This is a genomic window from Arthrobacter sp. Y3223151, from assembly GCF_059091125.1.
The window spans coordinates 153,285-179,440 of record NZ_JBNHGI010000001.1; the positions used below are offsets into that span (position 1 = coordinate 153,285).

General features: G+C 67.2%; 23 protein-coding genes. 17 read left to right on the top strand and 6 right to left on the bottom strand.

What is annotated here, in order from left to right; all coding sequences use genetic code 11:
• The first annotated feature begins 24 nt into the window (after nucleotides 1–24).
• The 4 genes from AC5RUP_RS00745 (at nucleotide 25) to AC5RUP_RS00760 (ending at nucleotide 4,789) form a co-directional block, all read left to right on the top strand.
• Entirely contained in the window at nucleotides 25–408 is a 384-nt protein-coding gene (locus AC5RUP_RS00745) for an RNA-binding S4 domain-containing protein (protein ID WP_494091447.1), read from the top strand.
• 297 nt (nucleotides 409–705) lie between these two features.
• Nucleotides 706–2,112 carry an NAD-dependent succinate-semialdehyde dehydrogenase gene (locus AC5RUP_RS00750; RefSeq protein ID WP_494132346.1) on the top strand — a complete coding sequence of 469 codons (1,407 nt, stop codon included), beginning with the start codon at nucleotides 706–708 and terminating at the stop codon, nucleotides 2,110–2,112.
• Between the two features lie 420 nt (nucleotides 2,113–2,532).
• Nucleotides 2,533–3,540 carry a fatty acid desaturase family protein gene (locus AC5RUP_RS00755; protein WP_494158212.1) on the top strand — a complete coding sequence of 336 codons (1,008 nt, stop codon included), beginning with the start codon at nucleotides 2,533–2,535 and terminating at the stop codon, nucleotides 3,538–3,540.
• Nucleotides 3,541–3,724: 184 nt separating this feature from the next.
• Nucleotides 3,725–4,789, top strand: a complete 1,065-nt coding sequence (locus AC5RUP_RS00760) for an ATP-dependent DNA ligase (protein ID WP_494121231.1) — start codon at nucleotides 3,725–3,727, stop codon at nucleotides 4,787–4,789.
• 81 nt (nucleotides 4,790–4,870) lie between these two features.
• On the opposite strand, the gene AC5RUP_RS00765 is transcribed toward AC5RUP_RS00760, so the two are convergent.
• A complete protein-coding gene (locus tag AC5RUP_RS00765) occupies nucleotides 4,871–5,896 on the bottom strand; it encodes an LLM class flavin-dependent oxidoreductase (RefSeq protein ID WP_494153591.1) in 1,026 nt (341 codons plus the stop codon).
• A gap of 35 nt (nucleotides 5,897–5,931) precedes the next feature.
• Nucleotides 5,932–6,978 (bottom strand): NAD(P)-dependent alcohol dehydrogenase, encoded by a 1,047-nt coding sequence (locus AC5RUP_RS00770; RefSeq protein ID WP_494153590.1) that lies wholly within the window; start codon nucleotides 6,976–6,978, stop codon nucleotides 5,932–5,934.
• Nucleotides 6,979–7,156: 178 nt separating this feature from the next.
• Here AC5RUP_RS00770 and AC5RUP_RS00775 point away from each other — a divergent pair, with 178 nt between their 5' ends.
• The 8 genes from AC5RUP_RS00775 to AC5RUP_RS00810 all read left to right on the top strand — a co-directional run bounded on the left by AC5RUP_RS00775 (nucleotide 7,157) and on the right by AC5RUP_RS00810 (nucleotide 14,774).
• Nucleotides 7,157–7,633 (top strand): SRPBCC family protein, encoded by a 477-nt coding sequence (locus AC5RUP_RS00775; RefSeq protein ID WP_494065055.1) that lies wholly within the window; start codon nucleotides 7,157–7,159, stop codon nucleotides 7,631–7,633.
• A 147-nt stretch (nucleotides 7,634–7,780) separates the two neighbouring features.
• Entirely contained in the window at nucleotides 7,781–9,217 is a 1,437-nt protein-coding gene (locus tag AC5RUP_RS00780) for a DUF5129 domain-containing protein (protein WP_494153589.1), read from the top strand.
• A 151-nt stretch (nucleotides 9,218–9,368) separates the two neighbouring features.
• Nucleotides 9,369–9,713, top strand: coding sequence for an ArsR/SmtB family transcription factor (locus AC5RUP_RS00785; protein WP_494153588.1), 345 nt, complete (start codon nucleotides 9,369–9,371; stop codon nucleotides 9,711–9,713).
• Nucleotides 9,706–10,161, top strand: a complete 456-nt coding sequence (locus tag AC5RUP_RS00790; protein ID WP_494153587.1) for an SRPBCC family protein — start codon at nucleotides 9,706–9,708, stop codon at nucleotides 10,159–10,161. Before AC5RUP_RS00785 ends, AC5RUP_RS00790 begins: the two co-directional genes overlap by 8 nt.
• Before the next feature lie 185 nt (nucleotides 10,162–10,346).
• Nucleotides 10,347–10,745: a VOC family protein gene (locus AC5RUP_RS00795; protein ID WP_494153586.1), complete on the top strand. Its 399-nt coding sequence runs from the start codon at nucleotides 10,347–10,349 to the stop codon at nucleotides 10,743–10,745.
• 330 nt (nucleotides 10,746–11,075) lie between these two features.
• On the top strand, nucleotides 11,076–11,861 hold the full coding sequence (locus AC5RUP_RS00800; RefSeq protein ID WP_494153585.1) for a PASTA domain-containing protein: 786 nt from the start codon (nucleotides 11,076–11,078) through the stop codon (nucleotides 11,859–11,861).
• A 574-nt stretch (nucleotides 11,862–12,435) separates the two neighbouring features.
• Nucleotides 12,436–12,687, top strand: a complete 252-nt coding sequence (locus tag AC5RUP_RS00805; RefSeq protein WP_494158278.1) for a helicase C-terminal domain-containing protein — start codon at nucleotides 12,436–12,438, stop codon at nucleotides 12,685–12,687.
• Between the two features lie 1,079 nt (nucleotides 12,688–13,766).
• Nucleotides 13,767–14,774, top strand: coding sequence for a hypothetical protein (locus AC5RUP_RS00810; RefSeq protein ID WP_494158213.1), 1,008 nt, complete (start codon nucleotides 13,767–13,769; stop codon nucleotides 14,772–14,774).
• An 18-nt stretch (nucleotides 14,775–14,792) separates the two neighbouring features.
• Here AC5RUP_RS00810 and AC5RUP_RS00815 read toward each other — a convergent pair whose 3' ends face one another.
• From AC5RUP_RS00815 to AC5RUP_RS00825, 3 genes are read right to left on the bottom strand one after another with little or no spacing between them, the layout of a single operon-like run.
• Nucleotides 14,793–15,749 (bottom strand): ABC transporter permease, encoded by a 957-nt coding sequence (locus AC5RUP_RS00815; protein ID WP_494153582.1) that lies wholly within the window; start codon nucleotides 15,747–15,749, stop codon nucleotides 14,793–14,795.
• Entirely contained in the window at nucleotides 15,739–16,704 is a 966-nt protein-coding gene (locus AC5RUP_RS00820) for an ABC transporter ATP-binding protein (RefSeq protein ID WP_494153581.1), read from the bottom strand. The genes AC5RUP_RS00815 and AC5RUP_RS00820 overlap by 11 nt, the downstream gene beginning before the upstream one ends.
• On the bottom strand, nucleotides 16,701–17,804 hold the full coding sequence (locus AC5RUP_RS00825; RefSeq protein ID WP_494153580.1) for a LolA family protein: 1,104 nt from the start codon (nucleotides 17,802–17,804) through the stop codon (nucleotides 16,701–16,703). The genes AC5RUP_RS00820 and AC5RUP_RS00825 overlap by 4 nt, the downstream gene beginning before the upstream one ends.
• Before the next feature lie 515 nt (nucleotides 17,805–18,319).
• Between AC5RUP_RS00825 and AC5RUP_RS00830 the strand changes: the two genes are divergently transcribed.
• On the top strand, nucleotides 18,320–19,462 hold the full coding sequence (locus tag AC5RUP_RS00830; protein WP_494153593.1) for an acyl-CoA dehydrogenase family protein: 1,143 nt from the start codon (nucleotides 18,320–18,322) through the stop codon (nucleotides 19,460–19,462).
• A 99-nt stretch (nucleotides 19,463–19,561) separates the two neighbouring features.
• Here AC5RUP_RS00830 and hrpB read toward each other — a convergent pair whose 3' ends face one another.
• Nucleotides 19,562–22,252: an ATP-dependent helicase HrpB gene (gene hrpB, locus AC5RUP_RS00835; RefSeq protein WP_494158214.1), complete on the bottom strand. Its 2,691-nt coding sequence runs from the start codon at nucleotides 22,250–22,252 to the stop codon at nucleotides 19,562–19,564.
• Nucleotides 22,253–22,437: 185 nt separating this feature from the next.
• Between hrpB and AC5RUP_RS00840 the strand changes: the two genes are divergently transcribed.
• From AC5RUP_RS00840 to AC5RUP_RS00855, 4 genes are all read left to right on the top strand, one after another.
• Nucleotides 22,438–22,854, top strand: a complete 417-nt coding sequence (locus AC5RUP_RS00840; RefSeq protein WP_493978946.1) for a ChaB family protein — start codon at nucleotides 22,438–22,440, stop codon at nucleotides 22,852–22,854.
• A 161-nt stretch (nucleotides 22,855–23,015) separates the two neighbouring features.
• The gene (locus tag AC5RUP_RS00845; RefSeq protein WP_494154420.1) at nucleotides 23,016–23,951 is read left to right on the top strand and encodes a transposase; all 936 of its coding nucleotides are present in this window, start codon (nucleotides 23,016–23,018) and stop codon (nucleotides 23,949–23,951) included.
• Between the two features lie 129 nt (nucleotides 23,952–24,080).
• Nucleotides 24,081–24,686: an isochorismatase family protein gene (locus AC5RUP_RS00850; protein ID WP_494154419.1), complete on the top strand. Its 606-nt coding sequence runs from the start codon at nucleotides 24,081–24,083 to the stop codon at nucleotides 24,684–24,686.
• 334 nt (nucleotides 24,687–25,020) lie between these two features.
• The gene (locus AC5RUP_RS00855) at nucleotides 25,021–26,136 is read left to right on the top strand and encodes an NAD(P)-dependent alcohol dehydrogenase (RefSeq protein WP_494154418.1); all 1,116 of its coding nucleotides are present in this window, start codon (nucleotides 25,021–25,023) and stop codon (nucleotides 26,134–26,136) included.
• Nucleotides 26,137–26,156: the final 20 nt, after the last annotated feature.

Below are 26,156 nucleotides of genomic sequence, written 5' to 3' on the forward strand. Positions count from 1 at the left end.
CGGCGGCGCTAGACTCGGAGGGGCATGAACACTTCCGCCAATACCCCGAGCTCGGTGCGCGTCGATGCGTGGCTGTGGGCCATCCGCGCCTACAAGACCCGCTCCGCGGCCACCGCCGCCTGCCGTGCCGGACACGTCCGGCTCAACGGCAACCCGGTCAAGGCCTCCCAACCGGTGGTCCCGGGCGACACCCTGCGGGTGCGGCAGCCCGGGTTCGAACGGATCCTGGAAGTGCGCCGGCTGATCGCCAAGCGGGTGGGGGCCGAGGCGGCCTCGCACTGCTTCACGGACCACACGCCGCCGCGCCCGGCGATGCCGTCGCTCGGGATTCCGCAGCGCGACCGGGGTACCGGCAGGCCGACGAAGAAGGACCGGCGGGAGATGGACAGGCTGCGCGGCCCGCGCTAGGAGCGGGAGCCCGGCGGCGCTTCGGCGGCCGCTGGGAACGGGAACCCGGCGGCGCTTCGGCGGCCGCTGGGAACGGGAACCCGGAAGCTATTCGGTGGCCACCCCGGGCGTCCGGTCGGGCCGGTGCCGCACCGCCCCGCCTGCGCCCCCGGTCGACCCAGACCGGGCCGGGCTTCTTAGTTCCATGCCGTGAGCGTAACTCACTTCACATAACCGGCCGGACGGTACAAGATGGGAAGCGGAGACGGCCGCGCCGCCGTCCCGCTGCTATGTCATTATCTGAAGGAGATCAGGGCTGTGACCACCACTTCCCACGCCGCTTCATCCACCCAGCCGGGCTACCGGGTCCAAAACCCGTCCACCGGCGAGGTGGTCGAGGAATTCCCCACCGCCACCGACGCCGAGGTCAAGGACGCCCTCGCCAGGTCCCAGGCCGCCTACACAGCGTGGAAGGCCACGCCGATCACGGACCGCGCCAAGGTGGTGTCCCGCATTGCGGAACTGTTCACCGAGCGGGCCGACGAGCTCGCCGCGATCATCACCGAGGAAATGGGCAAGCCCCTGTCCGAATCCAAGGGCGAGGCCGAGTTCTGCACTGACATCTTCAGCTACTTCGCCACCGAAGGCCCCGACCTGGTGGCTGACCAGGAAATCAAGGCCATCGGCGGCGGCCGCGCCATGATCCAGAAGCTGCCGGTCGGCCCGCTGCTGGGCATCATGCCGTGGAACTACCCCTACTACCAGGTGGCCCGCTTCGCCGCGCCGAACCTGATGCTGGGCAACACCATCATCCTCAAGCACGCCGAGACCTGCCCCCGCTCCGCCCTGGCCATCCAGAAAATCATGGACGACGCCGGCGTGCCCGAGGGCGTCTACATCAACCTCTTCGCCAGCCACGAGCAGATCGCGGACATCATTGCCGATCCGCGCGTGCAGGGTGTCTCGCTGACCGGCTCCGAGCGGGCCGGCGCCATCATCGGCGAGCTCGCCGGCAAGAACCTGAAGAAGGCTGTCCTGGAACTGGGCGGCTCCGACCCCTACGTGCTGCTCGACACCGACGACGTCAAGGCGGCCGCCGAGCAGGCGTGGGCCACCCGCATCGAGAACACGGGGCAGGCCTGCAACTCCAACAAGCGCATGATCGTCATGGAGGACATCTACGACGACTTCGTGGCCGAGCTGACCAACCTGGCGAAGGACCTCAAGCCCGGCGACCCGGCAGAAGAGGCCGAGGGCACCTTCGCTCCGCTCTCCTCCCGGGCGGCGGCCGAAGGTTTGGCGGAGCAGCTCAAGGACGCCGTCAACAAGGGCGCGACCCTGCACGCCGGCGGCACCCTCCACGAGGGCCCCGGCGCGTACCTGGCCCCGGCCGTTCTGACCGGCGTCACTCCGGAAATGCGCGCCTACCGCGAAGAGCTCTTCGGCCCGGTGGCCGTGGTCTACAAGGTCAGCAGCGACGAAGAGGCCCTGGAACTGGCCAACGACACCGACTACGGCCTGGGCGGCGTCGTCTTCTCCACGGACGAGGAGCGCGCCCGCAAGATCGCCCAGCAGCTGGAGGTGGGCATGGCCAACGTCAACGGAGTCGGAGAAGGCGCCGACATCCCGTTCGGCGGCGTGAAGCGCTCCGGCTTCGGACGCGAGCTTGGCCCTCTGGGCATGGACGAGTTCGTCAACAAGCGCCTGTTCTACATCGCCGACTAACCGGTCCGGCATCGACTGATCGGCAGGCCCCCTTTCCGCCCGCGGGAAGGGGGCCTGCTGATCTTTGCTTTCTGGATACAGCCAGGTTTTGGAACGGCGGCGCACCAGCGCCTTCAAGGTGCCGCCTCCGTCCGCCCGCGACAGTCCCTTGCCCCCTCACATCATTCGAATTCGGTCCGGATGATGGCCGGGGCGCCTCCTACCGGTGACAACCTGGCGCAGCGGCGGTAAGTTCACAAGACTGGTGCTGAAGCTTGACGGCCGGCTGCACCGACTGTATTCACCCCGCCGGACGCAAGGCATGTCATGGACTTTCAGCCCGAGCCCCAGATCTATACGGCTCCCAAGCCTAATTCCGCTCGCGAACCGGCTCGCCCGTCCCCGGTACCGAACAGTATCGCGGCCGGATACCTGGCACTCATGGCCCGCATGAAGTCCGCCGGCCTGCTGACCCGCCGCAGGGGCTACTACATCACCCTCTTCTCAGTGCTCACGTTGCTGCTGGCCGCGGCCTGGACGGGATTCTCGTTGCTCGGGAGCAGCTGGTTCCAGCTTCTGATCGCGGCCGGCATGGGAATACTGTTCACGCAGTTCGCCTTTATTGCCCATGAAGCGGCCCATTGGCAGGTCTTCAAGACCAAGCGGGTCAACGAATGGACTGCCCGGCTGGTGGGCACCTGTCTGGTGGGCATTAGCTACGCCATGTGGATGCGCAAACACACCAAGCACCATGGATTTCCCAACACCGTGGACAAGGACCCGGACATCAGGACGGGGTCTATCGCCTTCCATCCGGATGCCGCGGCCGGCCGCCGCGGCGCCATGGTGCGTGTCACGCGGCTCCAGGGCTACCTGTTGTTCCCGCTGCTGCCGTTCCTGGGCTTCAGCCTCTATGCGGATTCCTTCAAGTACCTGATCCGGCAGGGCAAGGTGGAGCACCGCTGGCTGGAACTGGGCATCCTCGTGGCCCGTGCCGCGGTGCTGCTCACGGTTGTCTTCTGGCTGCTCCCCTTGGGGCAGGCCTTCGCGTTCATCGGCGTGCAGATGGCGGTGTTCGGCTTCTACATGGGCGCGTCGTTTGCGCCGAACCACAAGGGCATGCCGATCTATTCCAAATCCAGCCGGCCGGACTTCGTCACCCGCCAAGTGACGGCCTCCCGCAACATCCGCGGCGGCTGGATCATGGATCTGCTGATGGGCGGCCTGAACCGTCAGGTCGAACACCACCTATTCCCCGACATGCCCCGTCCCTGCTTGAGCAAGGCGGCGCCGATGGTTCGCCAATACTGCCGCGAGCACTCCATCCCATACACGGAGACCAGCCTGCTCGCTTCCTATGCGGCCATCGTCCGCTATCTGGGCGCGGTAGGCATAGCCGCTTCCGATCCCTTCCAGTGTCCTGTGGCGGACATCTACCGCCGGGCTTAAGCGCCTCCACAGGTACGTCTCCCGCCGGGTTTGCAGCCGTCAGGACATCCATCGTCGGCCAGCGGCCTGCAGGCGGGTGAAGCAGCCCAAGTTGCGCATGCCGGCGGGGATCCGTTCCCGTTTCCGCGTTCTCCTTGTCCGCGAGGTCATGGACACTGGCTGGGACAGCACCGAGAATGGGCGCATGGACCTGCCCGTAATGCCGCCCGTTCCCCCAATGCTGGCCAAAAGCGTGGCCAAGATCCCCGACGGCGGAATGACGTACGAGCCGAAGTGGGACGGCTTCCGTTCGATCATCTTCCGTGATGGCGACGAAGTTGAGATCGGCAGCCGAAACGAGAAGCCCATGACGCGTTACTTCCCCGAACTGGTGGACGCGTTCCGCGAGCAGTTGCCGGAGCGTTGCGTGGTGGACGGCGAAATCATCCTGGTGGGCGAAGGCGGGGACCGGCTGGACTTCGAGATGCTGCAGCAGCGCATCCATCCGGCGGCCAGCCGGGTCAAGCTCCTCGCGGCGGAGACACCGGCCCGGTTCGTGGCTTTCGACCTGCTGGCCCTCGGCGACGACGATCTGACCTCCCGTCCCTTCGAGGAAAGGCGGGCCGCGCTGGAGAAGGCCCTCTCCGCCGTCGTCAATCCCATCCACCTGACCCGGGCCACCACCGACCCGGCGGTGGCCGAGCGGTGGTTCGGAGAGTTCGAGGGGGCCGGGCTGGACGGCGTGGTGGCCAAGCCCCTGGACGGAAAGTACCAGCCGGACAAGCGGAGCATGTTCAAGATCAAGCACGAGCGCACCGCCGACTGCGTGGTCGCGGGCTACCGCGTCCACAAGAGCGGGCCGGGCCTGGTGGGCTCACTGCTGCTGGGCCTGTACAACGACGGCGGAACCCTGGTGCACGTGGGCGTGGCCGGGGCGTTCAGCATGAAACGCCGCGAGGAGCTGTTCGAGGAGCTGCAGCCGCTGATTGCCGATTCGGACGACCACCCTTGGAACCGGGAGCAGCACGAAGCCGGCAAGCGCACACCCCTGACGACCGAAGGCAGCCGCTGGAGCGGCGGCAAGGACCTGTCCTTCGTGCCCCTCCGGCCGGAGAGGGTGCTGGAGGTCAAGTACGACCACATGGAGGGCGAGCGCTTCCGGCACACCGCGCAGTTTGTCCGCTGGCGGCCGGACCGCGATCCGGAGTCGTGCACCTACGAGCAACTGGACGAGCCGGTCTCCTATGACCTGAACGACGTGCTGCTGTAGCGCGCCGGGCCTGACTCAGCGGCAGCGACGAGCCGACGGCGGCCAGGTGCCCCAGCGACGAGCCGACGGCGGCCTGGTATCTCAGCGCCAGCCGGCGGCCGGCGCCACGTGCTGCACGATGTTGCCCAGCATCTTGACGTTGTACTCCACGCCCAAGTAGTTCGGCACCGTCAGCAGCACCGTATCCGCCGCCTGCACCGCCTGGTCCCGGGCCAGCTCGACGCCGATCTTGTCCGGCTCGCCGATGTAGCTCCTGCCGAACCGCGAGCGCGTACCGTCGAGCATGCCGACCTGGTCGTGCTGGTCGGCCTGGCCGCGCAGCCCGAAGTAGCGCTGGTCTTCGTCGTCGACAATCGGCATCACGCTGCGGCTGACCGACACCCGCGGAGCATGCGCGTGGCCGGCCTTCTGCCACGCCTCGCGGAACAGGTGGATCTGCTCGGCCTGCAGTTGGTCGAAGGGCACGCCGGTGTCCTCGATCAGCAGGGTGGAGCTCATCAGGTTCATGCCCTGCTCCGCGGTCCACACGGCGGTGGCGCGGGAGCCCGCACCCCACCAGATCCGCTCCGGCAGCCCCGGGGACGTGGGCTCCACGGGAAGCATGCCGGCATGCCTGCCCTGGAGGTGGTACGGGTCGGCGGGAACCATGCCCGCACCGGTGATGGCCCTGCGGAACACCGCGGTGTGGCGCCGGGCCATGTCCGCATCGGTCTCGCCCTCGGCCGGCCGGTACCCGAAGGCCGCCGCGCCGTTCAGCGCCGGCTCGGGTGACCCGCGGCTGATCCCCAGCTGCAGCCGGCCGCCGCTGATCAGGTCCGTGGCCGCCGCCTCCTCGGCCATGTAGAGCGGGTTTTCATAGCGCATGTCGATGACGCCGGTGCCGATCTCGATCCGGCTGGTCCTCGCGGCGATGGCCGCCAGCAGCGGAAACGGCGAGGACTGCTGCCGCGCGAAGTGGTGCACGCGGAAATACGCGCCGTCCACGCCAACGTCCTCGGCCGCAACGGCAAGATCGATGCTCTGCAGCAGCCCTTCACTGGCGGTGGGAACCGGCGAGCCGACGGCGGGGCTCCAGTGGCCGAAGGACAGGAAACCGATGCGCTTCATATCCGCCACAACCCCGCCGCCGGTACTTCAATTCCCTAGCTCCCGTGCGGAACCACCACGGCCCGGCCGCTGAGCTCGCCGGCCTGCAGCTTGCGGTAGGCCTCCAGCGCATCGTCCATGCTGTAACGCTCAATCTCCGGAACAATCTGCCCGGCCTTGTACATGTCCACCACTTCGTGCAGGTCCTCGATGGTGCCCCAGTAAGTGTTCGTGGTGACGGACTCGTACGGGTTGGTGAAGAAGCTCCACTCCAGCGTGCCGCCGGCGATCCCCACCACCGTCAGCCTGGACAGCCGGGCCATGGACGCGGCGGCGGTCTTGACGGTCGGGCCCACGCCCACGAAGTCGAACGCGGCATCGACGCCGCGGCCGCCGGTGATTTCACGGATCCGCTCGGCCTGCCCCTCGCCGCCGGGAACGGTCACGGCGCCGGCCCCTTCGGCCTTGCGCATCGCCTCTTCCTTCATGTCGGTGGCGATGACGGTGGCGCCGGTCAACGCCTTGAGGATCTGCACGGCGATCTGGCCCAGGCCGCCCAGCCCGATGACCAACGCGAACTTGCCGCCGCCGGCCAGATGCGGCAACGACTGCTTGATGGCGTGGTACGGGGTCAGCGCCGCGTCGGCCAGCGGCGCCGCGGCCACCGGATCGGCGTCGCCGAGCGGCACCAGGTTCCGCGCCGGGACGGAGACGTACTCGGCCATCCCGCCGTCGCGCCCCAACCCCACGCCGAGGTAGGGCATCTTGGCCGCGTTTTCACAGTACGTGTCCTGGCCGCGGGAACAGGCCTTGCAGTGCCCGCAGCCGATCGGCCCGTAGACCAGATAGGCATCACCGACGTTGAAGCCTTCCACGCCCTCCCCAAGCTCTTCGACCCACCCGGAGTTTTCGTGGCCGAGCGTAAAAGGCGGCGGCACGGCTCCCGGGCCCCCGGCCTCGAAGTCGTTGTAAATGGCGACATCGGAGTGGCAGGCTCCGGCGCCGGCGACCTTCAGCAGCACCTCCCCGGCCCGCGGCTTCGGCCGCTCCACGTCCTTGATGGTGGGAAAAGTCTTGAAGTCCTCGAACACTACAGCGCGCATGATTCACTCCTGCCGGTTGACTCTGCGGTTGCTACACACGCCACCCTACGCACTGCAGAAAATGCTCAGCAAGCTGTTTATCCAGTTGTCACCTTTCACCAGCGTGTGTAGCGTAGGCAACGAGGCCACCTCAAGGGGCGCACCAGCGGCCCTGGCCCAATTCCAAAGGAGGCAACTGATGCAAACCGTGGAAGAAACCATTGATGTAGCCGTTCCGGTCCGCACAGCGTACGACCAGTGGACGCAGTTCGAATCCTTTCCGAACTTCATGTCCGGCGTTGAGTCCGTGACCCAGCTGACAGACACCACCAACCATTGGAAGACCAAGGTCGGCGGCGTGGAGCGCGAGTTCGACACCGAGATCGTGGAGCAGCAGCCGGACGAGCGCATCGCCTGGCGCAGCGTCGACGGCAAGTCCCATGCCGGCGTCGTCACCTTCAGCCGGCTGGGTGCCGACAGCACCAAGGTGTCGGTGCGTTTCGAGTGGGATCCGGAAACCTTCACCGAGAAGGTCGGCGCCACGTTGAACCTGGACGACAAGCAAGTGAAGTCGGACATGCGCAAGTTCAAGGAGTTCATCGAAACCCGCGGCACCGAGACCGGTGCCTGGCGCGGAGAAGTGAACGACAGCGGCGCCACCGGCGCGCAGCTCTAACTCCCCAATCCCAGAACAACGACGGCGGTGGGCCGGCTCCCGGAGCCGGCCCACCGCCGTGCTCAGCGCCCACCTGCCCCGCCTGTCTCCCCGTCCCGTGTAGGGTGCCCGTGAAGCCATATGCCGCGGAACCGAGGAACGGGACACATGAAGAGGATGATCGGCGCACTCGTGCTGGTGCTGGCCGGGCTGCTGGGGGCGGCCCCGGCCGCCCACGCTGAGACCCCCACTGCGGTGGTCGTGGAGGACAACGCCGGTGTCCTTGACCAAAACACGCTGCTGCCCGCCGTGGCGGCCATCGACTTCTATGAGCCCACCAGTGTTGCCATCTACACCTACAACGGCTCTGCCTCCGCCAACCTGAATGAAGAGGTGCTGCGTTTTGCCCGCGCGGAGCGCCCGGATTGGCTCAGCCCCGACGGCCAGAAGTGGGCGGACGGACTCTTCATCTTCGCGCTGGATCCGGTGGGCCGGTGGGTCGGAACCTACATGGGCGAGGACCGCAAGATCCCGCTCGAACAGCGCGAGGACATCCAGGAAGCCACCAAGCAGCTGTTCCGGGATGCCCAGTGGACGGACGGGACAATCGCCGGCATCGAGCGCGCCGCGGAGTTAATCAACCGCCCGTGGTACCGCTCCGGGGCCTTCATCGGCGGCCTCTGGGCGGCGGGCATCGCCCTCGTCGGGTTTTTTGGGGTCCGTTACGGTGTGCGTCGGCAGAATCTACTCAGAGGGCGCCGCGAGATCGAACGCGGGGACCGCAGCTACTCCAGCGTGTCCATGGACCTCGACGCCACGGAGGTCAACGCCAACACCATTCCCACGGGGTCGGAATACGGCTCGCGGGTGCTGGAAAAATACCGCGGCTTCATGACCGGCTACACGGAAGCCAGCAAGCTCAACGACAGGGTGCACGCCCTGAGCGAGAAGGAGTTGAAATCGGGCAAGAACGTCAAGATTGCCGCCGAGTACGCGCGTATCGCATCGGAGTTGGACGCGCTGGATGATGTCATCGCCGATACAAACACGTTCCTGAACCTTGCCTCGGGATGGGAGCGCGCCTGGGACCGGCAAGTGGCGCCCTTGCGCGAGGACGTGGACGGCATCGATTCGCTGCTGCAGGAGGGGCCCGAGACCGCACGGTCTTCCGCGACGGCTGCCGCGCTGCGCTCCTTCCGGGACCGGACGCAGGCTGACCTGGAGGACTGGGGCTCGGGGCTCGCCGACGGGCGGACCACGCCGGACGCCGCGCTGCGTTTGGTACATCAGAGCCGGAGCGAATTCACCGAACTGCTCAAAGCACACGCGGACACGGTGATTGACGCGTATGCCAAGACGTCCTCGGAGAAGGACAAGATGCGCGAGGAGATGGACGAAGAACTCAGCAGCGGCGAGCGGGAGTCCTCCCCCACGATCCTGGACACCGTGTACCCGCCGCACATGTTCTATTCGGCATACTCCTTCAACGCCGGCTACGGCTATGCACAGAGCAGCGTCGATTCTTCCCGCAGCAGCGGCAGCACCACCGGCTATGGCAGCAGCGGCGGGAGCTTCAGCGGCTCGGGCAGTTCGTCGCGATTCTAGGACCGGGCAAACAACCTGGGGGCGGTTGCCGTTCCCCCGCTTCCGGAGGGCGGAGCCGGGCTCGCGGCCTCCGCGAGCGCATGCTTTTGCTCTTGACGCGTCCGCGTACCGGCGTAGAGTTAAGGCATCGCTTACATAAGGAGTTGCTTACATGGCAGGTGCTTCGGACGAACTCAGCCTCGTCTTCGCCGCGCTGGCCGACCCCACCCGCCGGGCCATCCTGTCCCGGCTGCGGCAGGGTTCGGCCACGGTCGGGGAACTGGCAGAGCCGTTCCGGATCAGCCGGCCCGCGATCTCGCAGCATCTGCGGGTGCTGCAGAATGCCGGGCTGATCGAGCGCACAGCCACCGCACAGTGGCGCACCTGCACTCTGCGCACCGAGCCCCTGGACGACGTTTCGGCCTGGATCGACCACCACAGAGGTCTCTGGAACGAGCGCTTTGACCTATTGGACGAGCGGCTCCGCCAACTCAAGGAAGAAGCCGGAAATGACTGAGCAAACCACCACCCGGGACAAGCAGTTCACCATCACCCGCGTCTTCGACGCCCCGCGCGAAACCATCTGGCGGGCGTGGACAGAGCCGGACGAAGCCGCCCGCTGGTGGCATCCGCGCGAGGTGGACAGCCCGCGCGAGTTCGTCAGGATCGACGCCCGCGTCGGCGGCACCTACGAGTACAAGATGATCGCGCCGGACGCCAGCGAGTACCCCACCGCCGGCGAGTACCTGGAGGTTGTCGAACCGGAGCGGCTGGTCTTCACCTGGGCCTCCCCCGGCGACCGGCGCGAAGACTCCCCGGTGATCACGGTGGAGCTGGCCGAGCTGGAGGACGGCCGCACCGAGATGACCTTCCACCTGCGCGGTATCGACGGCTTCGCCGGCGACAACAACGTACACGATGGCTGGAGCGAAGCCTTCGACATCCTCACAGAGCAGCTCGGCTAGCCGGCAGAGCTACTTCCCCATCACGACGGCGGGGCGCGGCTTTCGGGCCGCTCCCCGCCGTCGTCGCTTGTCCGGCGTCGCTCCAGATCGGTCGCACCGCTGACGCAGTCGGCCCTCTTGACACTCCCCGGCAGGACAGCATGATTGGAGACCATCAGCACCCGCGTCCAGCGAAGGAGCCCGCCATGGCCCGTCCCGTGCACTTTGAGATCCAGGCAGAAGACCTGGAACGAGCCAAAAACTTCTACGCCACCGTGTTCGGCTGGACGTTCGAGGACTATTCACAGGTCACCGGCACTCCCTACTACGGAGTCGTGACCGGCCCCGAGGACCAGCCCGGCATCAACGGGGGCCTGATGCAGCGACCCGCCCCCGCCCCGGACACCGGCCAGGGCACCAACGCCTGGGTGGTCACCATGGAGGTGGATGACTACGACGCAACCGAACGGAAAATTTTGGAGGCGGGCGGCCAAACGGCCCTGCCGAAGTACGCGCTGCCGGGAATGGCGTGGCAGGGCTACTACCTGGACACGGAAAACAACACCATCGGCATCCATCAGCCCGATGAACAGGCCGGGCTCTAGCCCTCCATCGAGCAGGCGAATGCGTCAGGCCGTCGTCGCCACCCGCGTACCCACTCATGTGTCGCAGGCCGCAATTCACAACTGGCACAACTGGCCCCAGCCTGACACATGGCCCCCGGGGCTACGACGATCAGACTTGAGAGGCGAAGAATGCCGTGCGCCCGCTAGCGCGAGGGTTCCTACGCGTCGGCGCGTCGGCAAGTCTTACCGCTACGAAGTGCTGCTAATTTAAGTCGAGTGGGGTAGCCGCAGGGCACAATTGCGCGTCGCTACTGGGCGTTCATCGCGCCAACTTTCATGTCTAGCTCACGTCATCCCGGGGGAATACTGATGCGCCGTCTTACTGTCATGCTGGCCGCCTTCGTCGTCACTTTGCTACTCACAGGGTGCTCTGGCGCCAGTACTGTCACCATGCCCGACGTCGTCGGTCAGCCTCTCGATGTTGCTCTCAGCGACGTGGAGCGGGCCGGAATCGACAACGAAGTTGAGATCTTGGGCGGCGGCATGTTCGGCGTGATTGACGAGTCCAACTGGACGGTGTGCAGCCAGGAGCCTAAGAACGGGGCCGAGGTTTCAACTGCCCCTCGGCTCACCGTAGACCGCACGTGCGATAGCGGCAACGCTGCGTCCGAGGACTCGACCCACGCGCAGGAAGAGTCTGAGTCCGATGCAGAAGCATATGACTACCAGGGACCGCAATACGAGATCATCACGGTTGACGAAAATCAAACCCCGGCCGAACTGAACCAATATTGGGTACTGACGAGCAAGTCCGACTACTCGACGGAAGCGTACAAAGATCAGCTCAAAATGATCATCGCGGATATTGCGCACACCGAGGGTACTGACAAGCTCCTAGTTGAAGTAGTCACGGACAAGGAGATAGCCCAAGCGGAGTCCCCTTCTACGTACGAAAGTTTCGTCGATGAGCATGGGATCGACTACGCCCAAAAGGTTATTCCCGAAAAGGAAAAAACAGGTTGGGTGGCATCGTATACGGGTGGTTTTGACCGCAATACCGGAGAACCAAGCGAATCCGCCGACGCCTATGAAGTTACTTGGTTCATCGCTGCGGACGCTGAAATCGAGAAATGGAAGCCTGAAACTGCAAGCTGATCCCACGACCAGGGACTTAACCATCTGGCCCGCTCATCCTCACTTACTGTAGGGCTTTATCCCACTAGGCAGTTGAGTCGGCGTGCCGGCGGCTGAGTAGGGGGCCACGGCCTTCCGGTCCTGGACGATTGGTTCATACACCGTTCCCACTGTTCCCTCATTCCAGCTTGGCCGGGATGGCTACGACCAAGCCGAGCTTTGGAAAGCTGCTCTGTTTGCCGCCACCGGATTGAGAACCCTTTTCAACCGTCTCGACGCTACGGAGCTCCTAGACAAGCTCTATTCGGACGAGGATCTTGACTACTGGGAGAAGGTCCTGCGCTATTGCCAGGACGGCAACCTGCAGGCAGTTTTGGACGAGTACGTCTTCCAGCTCCGGAGCCAGCTGCCCCCGGGCGAAATTGATAACGCGCAACTCTGGTCCGTCGCGGACGATATCCGCAGGGCCCTGTCGCTGAAACCTGCGCAGATGCTCGCTAAGTATCCGGACAGGTCACAGGATGACCTTCGGATGGGTGTCCGTTTTGCTGTCCGTTACAGCAATGCAAAAACTGACGACGGCGACACCAGCCGCATGCCCGATGTACGGAAGGCGTTCAACAGCCCTTTCTGGCCCTTCGTCCTTGCCTCCACTTCTGTGGGTCAGGAAGGCATCGACTTTCATTGGTGGGCACACTCCGTCATCCACTGGAACGTACCCAACAGCCCGGTGGACTTCGAACAGCGTGAAGGTCGAGTCCATCGGTACCTCGGCCACGCGGTCAGGAAGAACGTTGCTGCCCAGCATGGAAACGCTGTTTTTAAACCTGGAGTGACGAATCCATGAGAGTCGCTCTTCGAGGCTGCTGCTGACTACGTCGATGCCCTGCCAGACAGCCGCACCAAGGAATTCTCGCCTCATTGGATTCACCGTGGCCCGCACAAGATCGAGCGACGGCTCTTGGACCATCCATTGAGTCGGGACGTTCCTCGGACCAACCACATGCTCTCCGGGCTCGCCAAATACAGGCTGACGTTGGGACAAGCGCGACAGGATGACTTGCTCGGACTAATCAAAGACGGTGCGACTATTAAGCCGCTGGATCTGAGGCCCTAACCAGAATTCGCTTTGTCTTCGAAAACTTTTAGAATGGGAGATGCCGGAGCCGAGCTCTGAAGGAAACTCGAATTCGTGCTAGGCCTTGTATTGGAAGTCTCGTTGGGGAGCAGGAATTGCTGGACTCGGAACAAGTGCGACTGTTGGAGCAGCTAAGGGACAACTTGTCTGGGTCGCCCAAAAGCGTTCGTCCTCTAGTAACTTCGTCGGCGACCGCCGGTCGCGAATCCCAGCCCAAGCGCAGGCAACAGCCCACATCTAAGACTCCACGGCGTCCGCAAACGAAACTCACTACGACGACCATTGGGCGGCTTGCCAGTCAGCTAGTCGTACCAACCAGCGATGTCATCGAGCAGGTACAAATAAAACGGGGAGGCATCCAAGGCAGCGTATCTTCAGCGACCCGCCTAACGTCAAGTGAGGTTTATCAGCTTTCGCAATTCTTTCCCGCTCGCAGTTTGCAGCGCTCCCAGAGACCCATAAAGTATTGGCCCGATGATAGAGGACAAATTTCGTTCGAGAAGTACGAGCGAATTCCTGTGGCGACCCGGCGAAGTCTCCGGCAAAAGATGCTCTTGCCTTCACGCAGCCAAGTAGCAGAACAGCCGTTCGAGCATTCGTGGCCCGAAATCGGCCGCCATGCAGCCCTACTGAGAAGGACTCGGAAGAAGAGCAAGACTGAGTTTCAGCTTTTTGGAGTACCAAGTGCAGCCAACTCGGGGCAGAGGCAGATCACCAAGGCGACCCTTTTGGGGAAGGCTCTTGTGCCTCCAAAGCCAATTGAGGTTGCGCTTCATACTCACCAGGTTGTGAGCTCATCAGTGAACCGTGAATTGGAAGGCGGTCGATTCACGGGGGCTACTGGGTCTCAGCAGTTGACAGAAGCCGCGTTCACAACCCCCATCGCCGCCGATTCCCGCGAAATTGCCGAACTCAAGAAGACACTAGCCAACTTCAAACCGACGAGTTACGGTAATTTCTTTATTCAGTTTCGAGCAGCGCTGCGTCTAGACCGAGAAATTCAAAAGAGCATGGGGAACGGAGGCCGCTCCGTGCTTCCGCGAACCGACAGGCGCCACGCGAACATTATTGAAGAAGTCTGCAATTACCGCTACGGCGTTTTTGCATACACGAACGTGAGCAACAGATTGGGTGCGCGCTCCCGAAGAAAGGGCACAAACCGTAACGTCGCGCAACTCACAATGGAATTGCGGAAGTTCCGTCCCATGCACAAGGGCCTCTTCACCGACATGAGCCGGGGTCGATTTATTCTTTGGCGCGTTGGCCAGGGTACACCGGACCTGTTGGTCATCCGCTTTCGCGACCTTCATGCCTGGTTGGACGGGATGGACAGTGGGCGCTACGTCCCCTTGCTAACGCAGTTGGTGGAGGTCAGAGGAAACATGAGTCCTCATGATCAATCCCTTGCTAGTTTCATGGCTGAGGCTGCATTGAACCTTCGCTCTGGTGTCAGGGGCGTTCCCGCACGGGGACCGCGGCCGGAACTGTCCGGAAGGAATTACTTGAGTGGCACGCGCACGGCTCAAGCGGAGAAATCACTTGACTACAAGCCGGAAACGGAATGGCTCGTTCCAATTACAGTGAGCGGCAGAAGGGTAGAGACAGGCCTCGCGGAGGATTTCTTCCATGAAATCGGCGGCAAACGGCCACACGAGGTCCGTTCGTTCTATCGTCGTGAACCTGGTGCTCCTCTCAATGCCCCTAAAACGGTCTTTGTCCAAGGTCACTTAAGGGGTGCCGTACGGTTCTTTGAAAACGCGTCGATCCTCCCAGCCGTCACCATCAGCCGGGACTAGGAACGATGTGACTTCTAGTCAGGACAGCACGTCCTTGGTGCTGAAGCGGCCGTAGGCGAGGGCGCAGGATACGGCGATGTAGGCGCCCTGCAGGAGGGCGTTGGCGCCGAAGGCGTCCCAGGAGATGGGCTGGCGCAGCAGATCCGCGAAGCTGAGCCAGTGGTGGGTGAACAGCCACGGGTGCAGCCATTCCAGCTGCGGCAGGGCGCCCACAATCTGGGTGACGACGGCGAGCACCGCCGTCGCCGCCATGGCGCCGACGGGGACCTCGGTGAGCGTGGAGATGAAGAGCCCGATGGCCGCCAGCCCGGCCAGCGACACGGCCACATAGGCCGCCACCAGCAGCAGGCGAGCCAAGGACTCGCCGACGCCGATCGTGTCGCCGGACAGCAGCGTCACCGGTCCGATGCCAAAGAGCAGGCCGCCGATCAACGCGCCGGTGACCGCGATGGCGAGCGCGGCCGCCATGCAGAAGGCCACCGCCGCACCGTACTTCACGGCCAGCAGCCGCAGCCGGCCGGCCGGGGCGGTGAGCAGGTACCGCAGGGTGCCGTGGCCGGCCTCGCCGGCGATCGTGTCCCCGGATACGACGCTGACGGTCAGCGGCAGGAACAACGGGATGGACACCACCAGCCCGGTGAGCGCCACGAACAATCCGTTGTCCGTGATCCGGTTGAGGAACGGTGGACCGCCGCCGGGCCCTCCCTCGTCCGCAGCGAACCGGACCACCACCGCGATGAGCGTCGGGACGGCGGCCAAGGCCAGCAGCATGGCCCACGTCCGGCCGCGTCGGAACAGCACGCTGAGCTCGGAACCGAAGAAGGCCCATCCGGCGGACTTCCTGCCCTCTCGCCCCTGGGCCCCCGGAGGTGCCGCCGAAGCGCCGGGGGTTTCCTCGTCGGCGGCCTCGACTTCCACGATTTCGGGTCCCAGCCGGCGGTCGCCACCCGGGCTCGGCTGCTGCTCACTGGACAACGTCGAATCCCTCCCCCGTCAGCTCCACGTACCGGTCCTCGAGGCTGCTTGCCTCCACGGCGAACCCCCGGATCCGCACGCCGTCCGCCACTAGGGCGGCGGCGATGTGCTCGGGCAGCAGACCGCCTTGGTTCATCGGGGCGTTCACGTGTCCGTCGAGCGCGGCGTCCGGGACCTCGGGTTCCAGGCCTAGCCCGCGCAGCACGCCGCGCGCGGCTTCGATGTCGGGGGTCTGGATGCTCACGTGGGTGAGGCCTGCCCGGCGCACCTCGTCCAGGACCCCCTGGGCAACCAGCCGGCCGGCGCGCATGACGGCCGCGTGCGTGCAGATCTGCTCCACCTCGGAGAGGAGGTGGCTGGAGACGAATACCGTGGTGCCCTCCCCCGCCAGCGAACGGACCAGGCTGCGGACTTCGCGGGTGCCCTGCGGGTCGAGCCCGTTGGTGGGTTCGTCCAGCACCAGGAGCTGGCGCGGCATCATTAGGGCGTTGGCGATGCCCAGCCGCTGCTTCATGCCCAGCGAGTAGGCGCGCACCTTCTTGTCCGCGGCGTGGGTCAGGCCGACGCGCTCCAACGCCCTGCCGATCCTCGCCCGACGGGTCTCGGACGGGGCATGGCGGTCCGCGGTGTCCAGCCTGTGCAGGTTCGCGGCACCGGACAGGAAGGGGTAGAACGCCGGGCCTTCGATGAGGGCTCCGACCCGCGGAAGCACGTCCCGCAAAGAGCCTGGCATGTCCTGCCCGAAGATCCGGACGCTCCCGCTGGTGGCGGCGGCCAGCCCGAGCATCACGCGGATGGTGGTGGTTTTCCCCGAGCCGTTCGGCCCCAGGAAGCCGAAGACGGAGCCGTGCGGGACGGCCAGGTCAAGGGAGTCGACGGCGGTTTGCCGGCCGAAGCGTTTGGTCAGTCCGGAGGTCTCGATGACCAGCGCGGCAGGGTTGCCGCTGCCGTTCACCGGGCCTCCGCGGCTGCCTGCAACGACTCGAATGGGACCGACCCGGCCAGGACGCGGCCGTCGTCGGTCAGGTACACGGTGACCAGGGCGGTGGAGATCAGCCGGCCGCCGTCCACCGCTTCGGTCGCTTGGGCGAGCAAGGGCGAGTCTTCCCAGCCCTCCGGCAGGGCCCCGGCGCGGACTTCCGCCACCGTTTCCCAGCCGGAGCCATGGAGGGTGACGTCATCCCTCGGCGCGGCGGCGCCGTCGTCGTGCCGGCCATGGCGTCCGGACGGTGGCTGCTCTCCGTGCCGCGGCACGGCCTTTTCGGTGACGCTCGCACCGGGCGGCGGGGTGAACTCGAACAGGCTCTGATCCGGGGCCTCGAGGCTCAGCTTGCTGAAGCCCAGCTGGAACGCCGGGTCCTGCTGTCCCCGGGCAGCGACCCGGAGGCTGAGCGGCAGGCCGGTCTCGGCGTCAACGGCGACGGTCACGGATCCCACCAGCGTGGCCGTGCTGTTCGGCTCCACCAGCAGCTGATAGGCGCTGCGCCCGGCGACCTCGGTATCGGCGCCGACGGACACCTTCGTTTCCGGGCCGATCTTGGCCAGCAGGTGATCGGCGAGTTGTTCGGGAGTGTAGGCGCCACCCGGGCCGGATGCGCCGTCGTCGTGATTCTTTCCCCCGTCCGCGCAGGCGGGCAGCGTCAGGTGGACCGCCTCGTTTTCCTTGGAGCTGTAGACCCAGGCCTCGGCCCCGTTGCGGATCACGTCGCGCTCCGCAAAGCGGTCGAAGAGCTGCAGCCGGGCCTGGTCCGGCCCGTCCAGGTAGACGCGCGCGGTGCGGGAACCTGTCAGCAGTTCCAGCGCCTCGGCCACCTGTCCGCCCTCGTCCGCGGGCAGGTCCTCGGGAAGTTCCGGCAGCCCCAGCGCGGAGTCCTGTTCCAGCGTGCCGGAGAGCTCTCGGACGTCGCTGTCCGCCACGAATTCCAGCAGCTGCTGCGGGGTCCTGTCCGGCAAGTCGGTTGCGGCGTTGGCCTGCAGGGAACCGGTGAGCACCCCGCCGGCAATGACTGCGGGCACGACGGCGGCTGGCAACCAGCGCTTCCACGTCCGGTCCATGGCACATCACCTTTTTTCTGCTGCTGCAGGACTCGCTTCCCAGCCTACGCTTCCCGCCTCGCCGGGTCACCAGTCACGGCGAAGCCGGTCCGGATGCCGGTCTGCGCCGGCCCCCGCGCCGGCGCGAGGCTTCAGAGCGGCCGACGCAGGGTGCTGGCATTCCGCGCGAGGCTCCAGAGCGGCCGAAAGTCGACACAACCCCGTCGCTGAAGGCCGCTCTCGCACAGCTCGGCCGCCCTGGGTGATCGCGGCCGTCACCGGTGTCCAGTGGCTGCTCCTGTTGCTCGGCAGCGCGGCTCGACCGGCCGGGACACCGGCCCACACCGGCCGGGACACACGCCAGACATCGGCTCGCACACACGCCGGGGATCATGCTTGTCAGGCCCCTGTTGCCGTGTTGTAGTTGACTCACGCAATGACATGGACGCAGCGCAGCGGCCCGGCAAACCCGGTCTGGCTGCGGCAATCCAGGAGCCGGTCCGCACCCAGGCCGGTAGCCGGAGGGGTGAGTGGCGATGGTTGTGCAACGGTTGTTGCCGACGGAGGAAGCACAGGACCTGATCGAACTGGTCCGCGACATCGCGGACCGCGAGCTGCTGCCGCAGGCGGCCGCGGCCGAGGCCGCCGAGCGGTTCCCGCGCGGGATCTTCCGAATGCTGGGGGAAGCCGGGCTGCTCAGCCTGCCCTACCCCGAGGAGTTCGGCGGAGGCGGCCAGCCGGCCGAGGTCTACCTGCAGGTCCTGGAGGAACTCGGCGCCGCGTGGGGCAGCGTTGCGGTGGGCGTCAGCGTCCATGCCCTCTCGTGCTTCCCGCTGGTGCATTTCGGCAGCGACACGCAGCGCAAGACCTGGCTGCCGGAGATGCTCTCGGGCGACACCCTGGGTGCCTACTGCCTCTCCGAATCGCACGCCGGCTCCAACCCGGCGGCGATGCGCACCCGCGCCGTCCGGAAGGGCGAGGGCTACCTGATCCGCGGCGCGAAGGCCTGGACCACGCACGCCGGCGAGGCCGATTTCTACACGGTCATGGCCAGGACGTCCGACGATCCCCGGCACGGGATCTCCTGCTTCCTGGTTCCGGCCGACGCCGAGGGACTGAGTGCGGCGCCGCCCGAGCACAAGATGGGGCTGACGGCCTCCACCACGGCGACGATGAACTTCGACGACGTGTATGTCCCGGCCAACCGCCTGATCGGCGAGGAAGGCCAGGGCCTGGCGATCGCCTTCGCGGCGCTGGACTCGGGCCGGCTGGGCATTGCGGCGGTGGCCGCCGGGCTGGGCCAGGCTGCGCTGGACCTGGCCGCCTCCTACGCCAACGAGCGCGAGGCCTTCGGCAAACGGCTGATCGAGCACGAGGGGCTGGCCTTCCTGATCGCCGACATGGCGGTGGAGGTGGAAACCGCGCGCGCCATGTACCTGGCGGCGGCCCGGCTGAAGGACGCCGGCCTTCCCTATGGCCGGGAGGCCTCGATCGCCAAGCTGGTGGCCACCGACAACGCGATGAGCGTGACGACCAACGCCGTGCAGGTGCTGGGCGGGGCCGGCTACACCCGGGACCTTCCGGCCGAGCGGTACATGCGCGAGGCCAAGGTCATGCAGATCTTCGAGGGGACCAACCAGATCCAGCGGCTGCTCATCTCCCGACACTTCATCCGCTGAGGGACAGCACGCCCGGCCGGGCGCCGGCCGGTTTGAATCCCGCACGCCGGGCGGGCGGCGCGCGCCCAGACGCCCAGGCCCGGGCGGCAGGCCCGCCCCTTACCTCCGGTGCTTGGTCCGCGCGGTGGCCGGGGCGGTCCACGGGTCCTCCGGCCACGGGTGCTTCGGGTAGCGGCCGCGCATCTCGGCGCGGACCTGCGCGTAGGGACCGGACCAGAAAGACGCCAGGTCGTCGGTGACGGCCAGCGGCCTGCCCGCGGGCGAGAGCAGGTGAAACAGCACGGGGACGCGACCGCCCACCAGCCGGGGCGTATCCGACCAGCCGAAGCACTCCTGCAGTTTGACAGCCACCACCGGCCGCTCATGGCCGTCACGGTCCGGGTAGTCGATCCGCACCCGCGAACCGCTGGGAACCTCCAGCCGCTCCGGCACGAGCTCATCGAACCTGGCCGCTTCCGGCCAGGGCAACAGCCGGCGCAGGGGCTCGGCCAGGTCCACTGCGGCGGCCGGCTTCCCGCCGGCGAGCGCCTCCAGTTCAGGTGCCAGCCAATCGGACAGCCGTCCCAGCAGCGCCTCGTCGGCGACGTCCGGCCAGGGCGTTCCCAGTTCGCGGTGCAGCAGGGCCAGCCGGCGGCGCAGCCCCCTCGCTGCCTCCGACCTGCCAAGGATGCCCAGCCCGCGCTCTTCCAGGGCCCGGGCTACTGCCTCCCGGCCCTCGTCCCGCGACGGCAGGACCGGTGCCGAGGAGAGCACGATGGCGCCAAGCCTGCGTTCGCGGCGGGCCGCGAGTTTGCCCGACTCGAAGCGAGCCTCCACCCGGTCGGTCGTCAGGTGCCGCGCAGCCGCTGCCGCCGTAACCTCCGCCAACGGGGCGGCGGCGCGGATCACCGCCCCGGTGCCTGCCGCGTCGCGGCCCTGCGCCCGGGACACCTCGGCCACAGCCAGCCACTCCTGCCCGGCCAGCGGACTGCCCGACGGCAGCCCCGCACGGGTCCCGGATGCCAGCAGGTAGATCTGCCCGGGACCGGGGACGCGGCGGGCGACCCGTTCGGGGAAGGCCAGCGCCACCACGAAGCCGGCATGCTCCGCCGCGCCCACCTCGCCCATGGGAGGCACGACGGCGGTGGCCTCCTGCCGTGCGATGCCCTCCAGCCGCTGCGCCTCCTCCCGCCAGCGCCGCGCGGCCGGGTCGCCGCGGCCTGCCGAACGCAGCCGGGACAGCAGCACCGTGAGGTCGGCCCCGGGCGCCCGCTCCTCACCGGAGACCATGGCGACCACTTCGGCGGCCACCTGCCGGCCTACCACCGCTGCACCATCCAGCAGGGCCCGGCCCAGCCGGGGATCGGCCGGGACCCGGGCGAGGACACGCCCCACATCGGTGGCCCGGCCGCCGTCGTCAATAGCGCCCAGCTCATGCAGCGTGCGGACGGCGTCCGCCATGGCCGGCGCCGGCGGCGCGTCCGGAAGCTGCAGCCCCTCGCCGCCCGGGGCGCCCCAGCAGGCCAGCACCAGCGCGGCACCGGTGAGGTCGGCGACGGCGATCTCCGGGGTGGGGTGGGCGGGCGCGGCGCCAAAGGTTTTCGGTTCGTAGCAGCGCACCACGGTGCCCGGCCCCTGGCGGGCTGCGCGGCCGGCGCGCTGGTCGGCGGAAGCGCGCGAGGCCGACACCGTCACCAACCCGGACATGCCGCGGGCGGCGTCCCGGCGGGGTTCACGCGACAGCCCGGAGTCGACGACCAACCGCACGCCCGGCACGGTGAGCGAGGACTCGGCCAGCGAGGTGGAGACGATGATGCGCGGCGGCCCGCCGGGTTCCCGGCCGGAAACGGCGCGGTCCTGCGTGGCCGGATCCGCCTGCCCGTGCAGCTCCAGTACGTCCGTGCCGGTGCCGGCGCCGCCCGTGCCGCCGCGGACCCTGTCCCGGATCGCCGCGGCCACCTGCTGCACTTCCCAGGCGCCCGGCACGAACACCAGGGCATCCACCGAGGGGTCGTCCGCGAGCGCCTCGGCGTGCGCGGCCGCTGCCGTGAACGCGACGTGGTCCAGAAAACCGCGGGCCACTCCCCGCCCGTCCAACCGCGGCAGCGAGGCCGGAGCCCACCTCACCTCCAGGGGATGCAGCGCCGAAGGACACTCGACCACCGGGGCCGGGCCGGCGCCGTCGTCCGCGCCGATCAAGGCCGCGAAGCGCGGCGCGTCCAGGGTGGCCGACATCGCCACCCACATGAGGTCCCCGCGCAGCTGGCGGACCTCGCCGAGCATGCCGACCAGCAGGTCGGTCTCCAAGCCGCGCTCATGCACTTCGTCCAGGATCACCGCGTCCGTCCCGTCCAGGCCGGGATCGGTGAGCAGCCTTCGCAGCAGGATTCCCGGCGTGACGAATTCGATAAGCGTCTGCGGGCCCGCCCGGCGTTCCCCGCGCACCGTATAGCCGACCCGTTCGCCCAACCGGCTGCCATCCAGCGCCGCCAGGCGCCTGGCGGCGGAACGGGCGGCGACCCGGCGGGGCTGGGTGACCACGATGCGCGGCCGGCCGCCCGCCGCGGCAGCGGCCACCAGGTTGGCGACCAGCGGCGGAACCAGGGTCGTCTTGCCCGTGCCCGGCGGGGCCTGCACGACGGCGGTGCCCGTCCGGGTGCCGGCGGGTGCGGGTTCTTCGGCGACGGGGCCGCCCGTCAGGGCGGCGGCCAGGTCGTCCAAAGACTCGGCGAAGACCAGGCCTTCGCCCAGCGCGGCCAGGTCGAACAGGACCTGACGGCGCGCGGGTTCCTGCGGGGTTGACTGGCTCACCCTTCCATTGTGCCGGTGCCTCTGGCGCCCTACGGCATCGCGGCCGCTCCCCGGCGGCAGGCCGCTGTCCCGCCGTCGTTGTTCGCGCTTCCACACCCCGGCACATCTCCCTTGGCAGCGCCGGCGAACTGTGCCACGTTGGAGGTGGAATGGCGAACAATCCTTTCTGAAGGGACGTGGTCCAGGTGCCGAAGACGACGAAGAGCGGCAAGCCGAAGCAGAGCGAATTGCCCAGCACGCTCCAGCGGTCCGGTAAGAAGGCCCAGGAGACCTTCGCGGAAGCCCATGATTCCGCCGCCGAAACGTACGGCGACGAGGAGCGCGCCCACCGCGTGGCCTACAGCGCGCTCAAGCACACGCACGAGAAGGTGGGCGACCACTGGGAGCCGAAGGAAAAGAAGGGCCCCTCCGACCCGCAGGCCGAGGGCGGCGCCGGCACGTCTCGGGAAACCAAGGGCGGGGTGGACGCCAACGCCTCCAAGCAGCACCTCTACGATCTGGCCAAGAAGCTCGACGTCCCCGGCCGGTCGAAGATGGATAAGTCAGAACTGGTCGATGCGCTGCGCAAGGCCAACGACCGCGAGACCAGAAAGTCCCGCTAGCCGCTGAGCGCCCCGCTTCTGCCGCCGGCATGCCGGCCAAGGTGGTTACACCGCCGCCGGACTGGGTCACGGGTGCGGGCGCCCCGTCCCGGGCCGGGCCTGCTGCACCACCGGCTTGGCCGGAAACAACAGGGCCCAGTCGCTCCTATTAGGCTGGGCACATGGACCTGGAGAGCGCGGCACGAGAGCTATACGCGCTGCTGCCCGGGGAATTCACCGCAGCCCGCAACGCCAGGGCCAAGGAGGCAGCCCAGGACGGCCACAAGGAGCTCGCCCGGCAGATCAAAGCGCTGGCCAAACCGTCCGCCGCGGCCTGGCTGGTCAATCTCCTGAGCCGGCAGCGGAGCGCTGACATCACGGGCATCGTGGAACTGGGCCACGCCATGAGCGAAGCCCAGGAGCAGCTCGATCCGCAACAACTGCGCCGACTGGGTGACCAGCGCCGGGAACTGCTGGCCGCCGTAGCGGCGGAGGGCCGGAAGCTGGCCGATGAGCTCGGGCAGAAGGTGAGTGCCGCGGCGGTCGCCGAGGCGGAGCAGACGCTGCACGCGGCGATGGCGGATGCCGATGCGGCGGCGGCCGTAACCAGCGGCCTGCTGACCGAGTCGCTGTCGTCAAACGGGATCGACCCGGTGGACCTGGACGGCCGGGTGGCCCTGCCCGGGGCGGGCGCTCCCCCGGATGCTGGTGCCGAGCCGGCGCCACGCCTCCAGCCGAAACGGTCCTCGCGGGACGAACTCGCCGAGCGCCGGGCCGCCAAGGCCGAACGGGCCGCCAAGCAGGAAGCCGAAGAGGCCGAGCGGCGGCGCCGGCAGGCGAGGGCTGCGCTGGACAAGGCGGAGCAGCGCAAGGAAGACGCCGAAGCATCGGAACAGAAGGTGCTGGACAAGCTTGACCAACTGCAGAACCGGCGGGACGAACTCGTGGACGAGCTCGCCGAACTCAAGCGGCGCATCGAGGACCTGGAACGCGAGGTCGCCTCGACCGACCGCAAGATGGAGGCTGCCGAGGAAGACCTGGTATCCGCCGCCAAGACCGCCGATCGGACGCGCAAGGCCGCCGCAGCAGCACGGCAGGAGTTGGCAGAGCAGGAATAGGCTTCTTCCGGCATCCTTTGCAGGGCAGCAGGTCAGCGGGGGCAGCGAGACGCGAGGGAACATGTAGCCTAGGTCCCAGATCCGGCGGGCAGAATGCCCGGACCGGCCAGAGCCGACAGGGGGCCCAACATGTGGCGCATCGATGCGGCCAGGACCGCACTGCTGATGATCGACATGCAGAACGATTTCGTGCTGGAAGGCGCGCCGATGGAAGTGCCCATGGCACGCCACCGGCTGCCGGAAATGGTGACCGCGGCCGCGGCCTGCCGGCAGGCAGGCATCCCGGTCGTCTACACCCGCCACGTGCTGCTGGATACATTCGACGTTTCGCCGTTGGAGACCACCTACAACCAGCGGCTGCGGGCGGCCGGCATGCGCCGCGGAACCAGCGGAGTTGAAATCGTCGAGGAACTCAAACCCGAAGCCGCCGATTATGTGCTGGACAAGCACCGCTACGACGCGTTCCACAACACGCCACTGAAGAGCGTTCTGTCGACCATCCGCGGCTTGAACACGGTAGACACGGTGATCATCGCCGGCACGCTGACCGAGGTGTGCTGCGAATCGACCGCGCGCAGTGCCTACATGAATGACTACAAGGTGGCGTTCCTCTCGGACGCCACCGGCGGCCGGTCGGAGGCTGCCCAGGCCGCTACCCTGGACGCCATCGGCACCTTCTTCGGCCGGGTGATGAGCACCGCCGACATGGAAGCGGAAATCGGAACGACGGCGTAGCTGGCCGTCACCGCGGCAGCCGCTGGCGCCGGACTGTATCGCTCGGGCGACTGGGAGTGATCTGGCTCCGCCGCGGGGCACCGTGCCACACGGCGCCCGGGGCCATTCGGCTCCGGGCCACCCGGCACCCGGGGCCATTCGGCTCTTCCCCGTCGGCTGCGGCTCCATCTTCATGGACGTTGCCGCCGAGCCTGCGATAGACCGGGAGGGTGTCCAGTCGACGGCGGCGGCCGAGCGGGATCGGTCCAGGTGCCCCTTGGGACTTTTCCTTCGTTGTGAAACGTTGAATGAGTGACACGTCAACATAGCCGGCAAGACCGTAAGGAGCATGGCAATGAAGATCAATGCGCTGGTAGTCGAAGAAAAGGATGCCCCGTTCGTCCCCGAGCAGCTGGAGCTGGACGAGCCCGGTCCGGGCGAAGTACTGGTCAAGGTGGCCGCCGTCGGCCTCTGCCATACCGACCTGATCACCCAGGCCGGCGACATGCCGCTGCCGCTGCCCGGCGTGCTGGGCCATGAAGGCTCCGGCGTCGTGGAGGCCGTCGGGGACGGCGTGACGAATGTTGCCGTGGGCGACCACGTCATCATGGGCTGGGCGTACTGCGGCGAATGCAAGAACTGCCTGCGCGGCGAGCACCGGTACTGCCTGCGCCTGGGCGAAGCGCTGGTGAGCGGCGCCCGGTTCAAGGGTCACGACGCCGGCAAGTCCGCCTACACCCGGGCCGACGGAGGCAAGGTCTCCGGCCACTTCTTTGGCCAGTCGTCCTTCGCCGACTACTCGCTCGCCCTGGCGTCGTCGCTGGTGAAGGTGGACAAGGACATCCCGCTGGAACTGCTCGGGCCGCTGGCCTGCGGCATCACGACGGGTGCCGGCGCGGTGTTCAACACGGCCAGGCCCGAACCCGGCCAGTCGCTGGTGGTGTACGGAGCCGGCGCCGTGGGCCTGGCCGCCATCATGGCCGCGAAGAACACGCCCGCGGCCACGATCATCGCCATCGACCTGCACGATTCGCGGCTGGAACTGGCGCGCGAACTCGGTGCCACCCACACCATCAATTCCGGCAACACCAACGCCCTCGAGGAGATCCAGCGCATCTGCGGCGGCCAGGCCGACTACGTGCTGGAGTGCACCGGCAACATCAAGGTGGTTGAAGAAGCCGCGGACGCCGTGGGCATGCTGGGCACGCTGATCCTGATCGGCGGCGCGCCGGCGCAGGCGCGGTTCTCTGTGGACCACCTGCGCACGCTCTGGGGCAAGCGCATCATCGGCACCCTCGGCGGTTCCAGCACCTCCGCCCAGCTGATCCCCGGACTCATCGCCCTGTACAAGGCCGGACGGTTCCCCTTCGACAGGCTGGTCAAGTACTACGGGTTCGACCAGATCGACACGGCCATCGCCGATTCCGCCGCCGGCGGGACCATCAAGGCCGTCTTGAAGGCCGCCGGCTGAAACCCCGCCCGGCCGCGCCG

What these genes read in the sequence shown, in the direction of transcription:
- AC5RUP_RS00745 (WP_494091447.1), top strand. Translation starts at nt 25, where the DNA reads ATGAACACTTCCGCCAATACCCCGAGCTCGGTGCGCGTCGATGCGTGG.
- AC5RUP_RS00755 (WP_494158212.1), top strand. Translation starts at nt 2,533, where the DNA reads ATGGCCCGCATGAAGTCCGCCGGCCTGCTGACCCGCCGCAGGGGCTAC.
- AC5RUP_RS00760 (WP_494121231.1), top strand. Translation starts at nt 3,725, where the DNA reads ATGGACCTGCCCGTAATGCCGCCCGTTCCCCCAATGCTGGCCAAAAGC.
- AC5RUP_RS00765 (WP_494153591.1), bottom strand. Translation starts at nt 5,896, where the DNA reads ATGAAGCGCATCGGTTTCCTGTCCTTCGGCCACTGGAGCCCCGCCGTC.
- AC5RUP_RS00770 (WP_494153590.1), bottom strand. Translation starts at nt 6,978, where the DNA reads ATGCGCGCTGTAGTGTTCGAGGACTTCAAGACTTTTCCCACCATCAAG.
- AC5RUP_RS00775 (WP_494065055.1), top strand. Translation starts at nt 7,157, where the DNA reads ATGCAAACCGTGGAAGAAACCATTGATGTAGCCGTTCCGGTCCGCACA.
- AC5RUP_RS00780 (WP_494153589.1), top strand. Translation starts at nt 7,781, where the DNA reads ATGAAGAGGATGATCGGCGCACTCGTGCTGGTGCTGGCCGGGCTGCTG.
- AC5RUP_RS00785 (WP_494153588.1), top strand. Translation starts at nt 9,369, where the DNA reads ATGGCAGGTGCTTCGGACGAACTCAGCCTCGTCTTCGCCGCGCTGGCC.
- AC5RUP_RS00790 (WP_494153587.1), top strand. Translation starts at nt 9,706, where the DNA reads ATGACTGAGCAAACCACCACCCGGGACAAGCAGTTCACCATCACCCGC.
- AC5RUP_RS00795 (WP_494153586.1), top strand. Translation starts at nt 10,347, where the DNA reads ATGGCCCGTCCCGTGCACTTTGAGATCCAGGCAGAAGACCTGGAACGA.
- AC5RUP_RS00800 (WP_494153585.1), top strand. Translation starts at nt 11,076, where the DNA reads ATGCGCCGTCTTACTGTCATGCTGGCCGCCTTCGTCGTCACTTTGCTA.
- AC5RUP_RS00805 (WP_494158278.1), top strand. Translation starts at nt 12,436, where the DNA reads ATGCCCGATGTACGGAAGGCGTTCAACAGCCCTTTCTGGCCCTTCGTC.
- AC5RUP_RS00825 (WP_494153580.1), bottom strand. Translation starts at nt 17,804, where the DNA reads ATGGACCGGACGTGGAAGCGCTGGTTGCCAGCCGCCGTCGTGCCCGCA.
- AC5RUP_RS00830 (WP_494153593.1), top strand. Translation starts at nt 18,320, where the DNA reads ATGGTTGTGCAACGGTTGTTGCCGACGGAGGAAGCACAGGACCTGATC.
- AC5RUP_RS00845 (WP_494154420.1), top strand. Translation starts at nt 23,016, where the DNA reads ATGGACCTGGAGAGCGCGGCACGAGAGCTATACGCGCTGCTGCCCGGG.
- AC5RUP_RS00850 (WP_494154419.1), top strand. Translation starts at nt 24,081, where the DNA reads ATGTGGCGCATCGATGCGGCCAGGACCGCACTGCTGATGATCGACATG.
- AC5RUP_RS00855 (WP_494154418.1), top strand. Translation starts at nt 25,021, where the DNA reads ATGAAGATCAATGCGCTGGTAGTCGAAGAAAAGGATGCCCCGTTCGTC.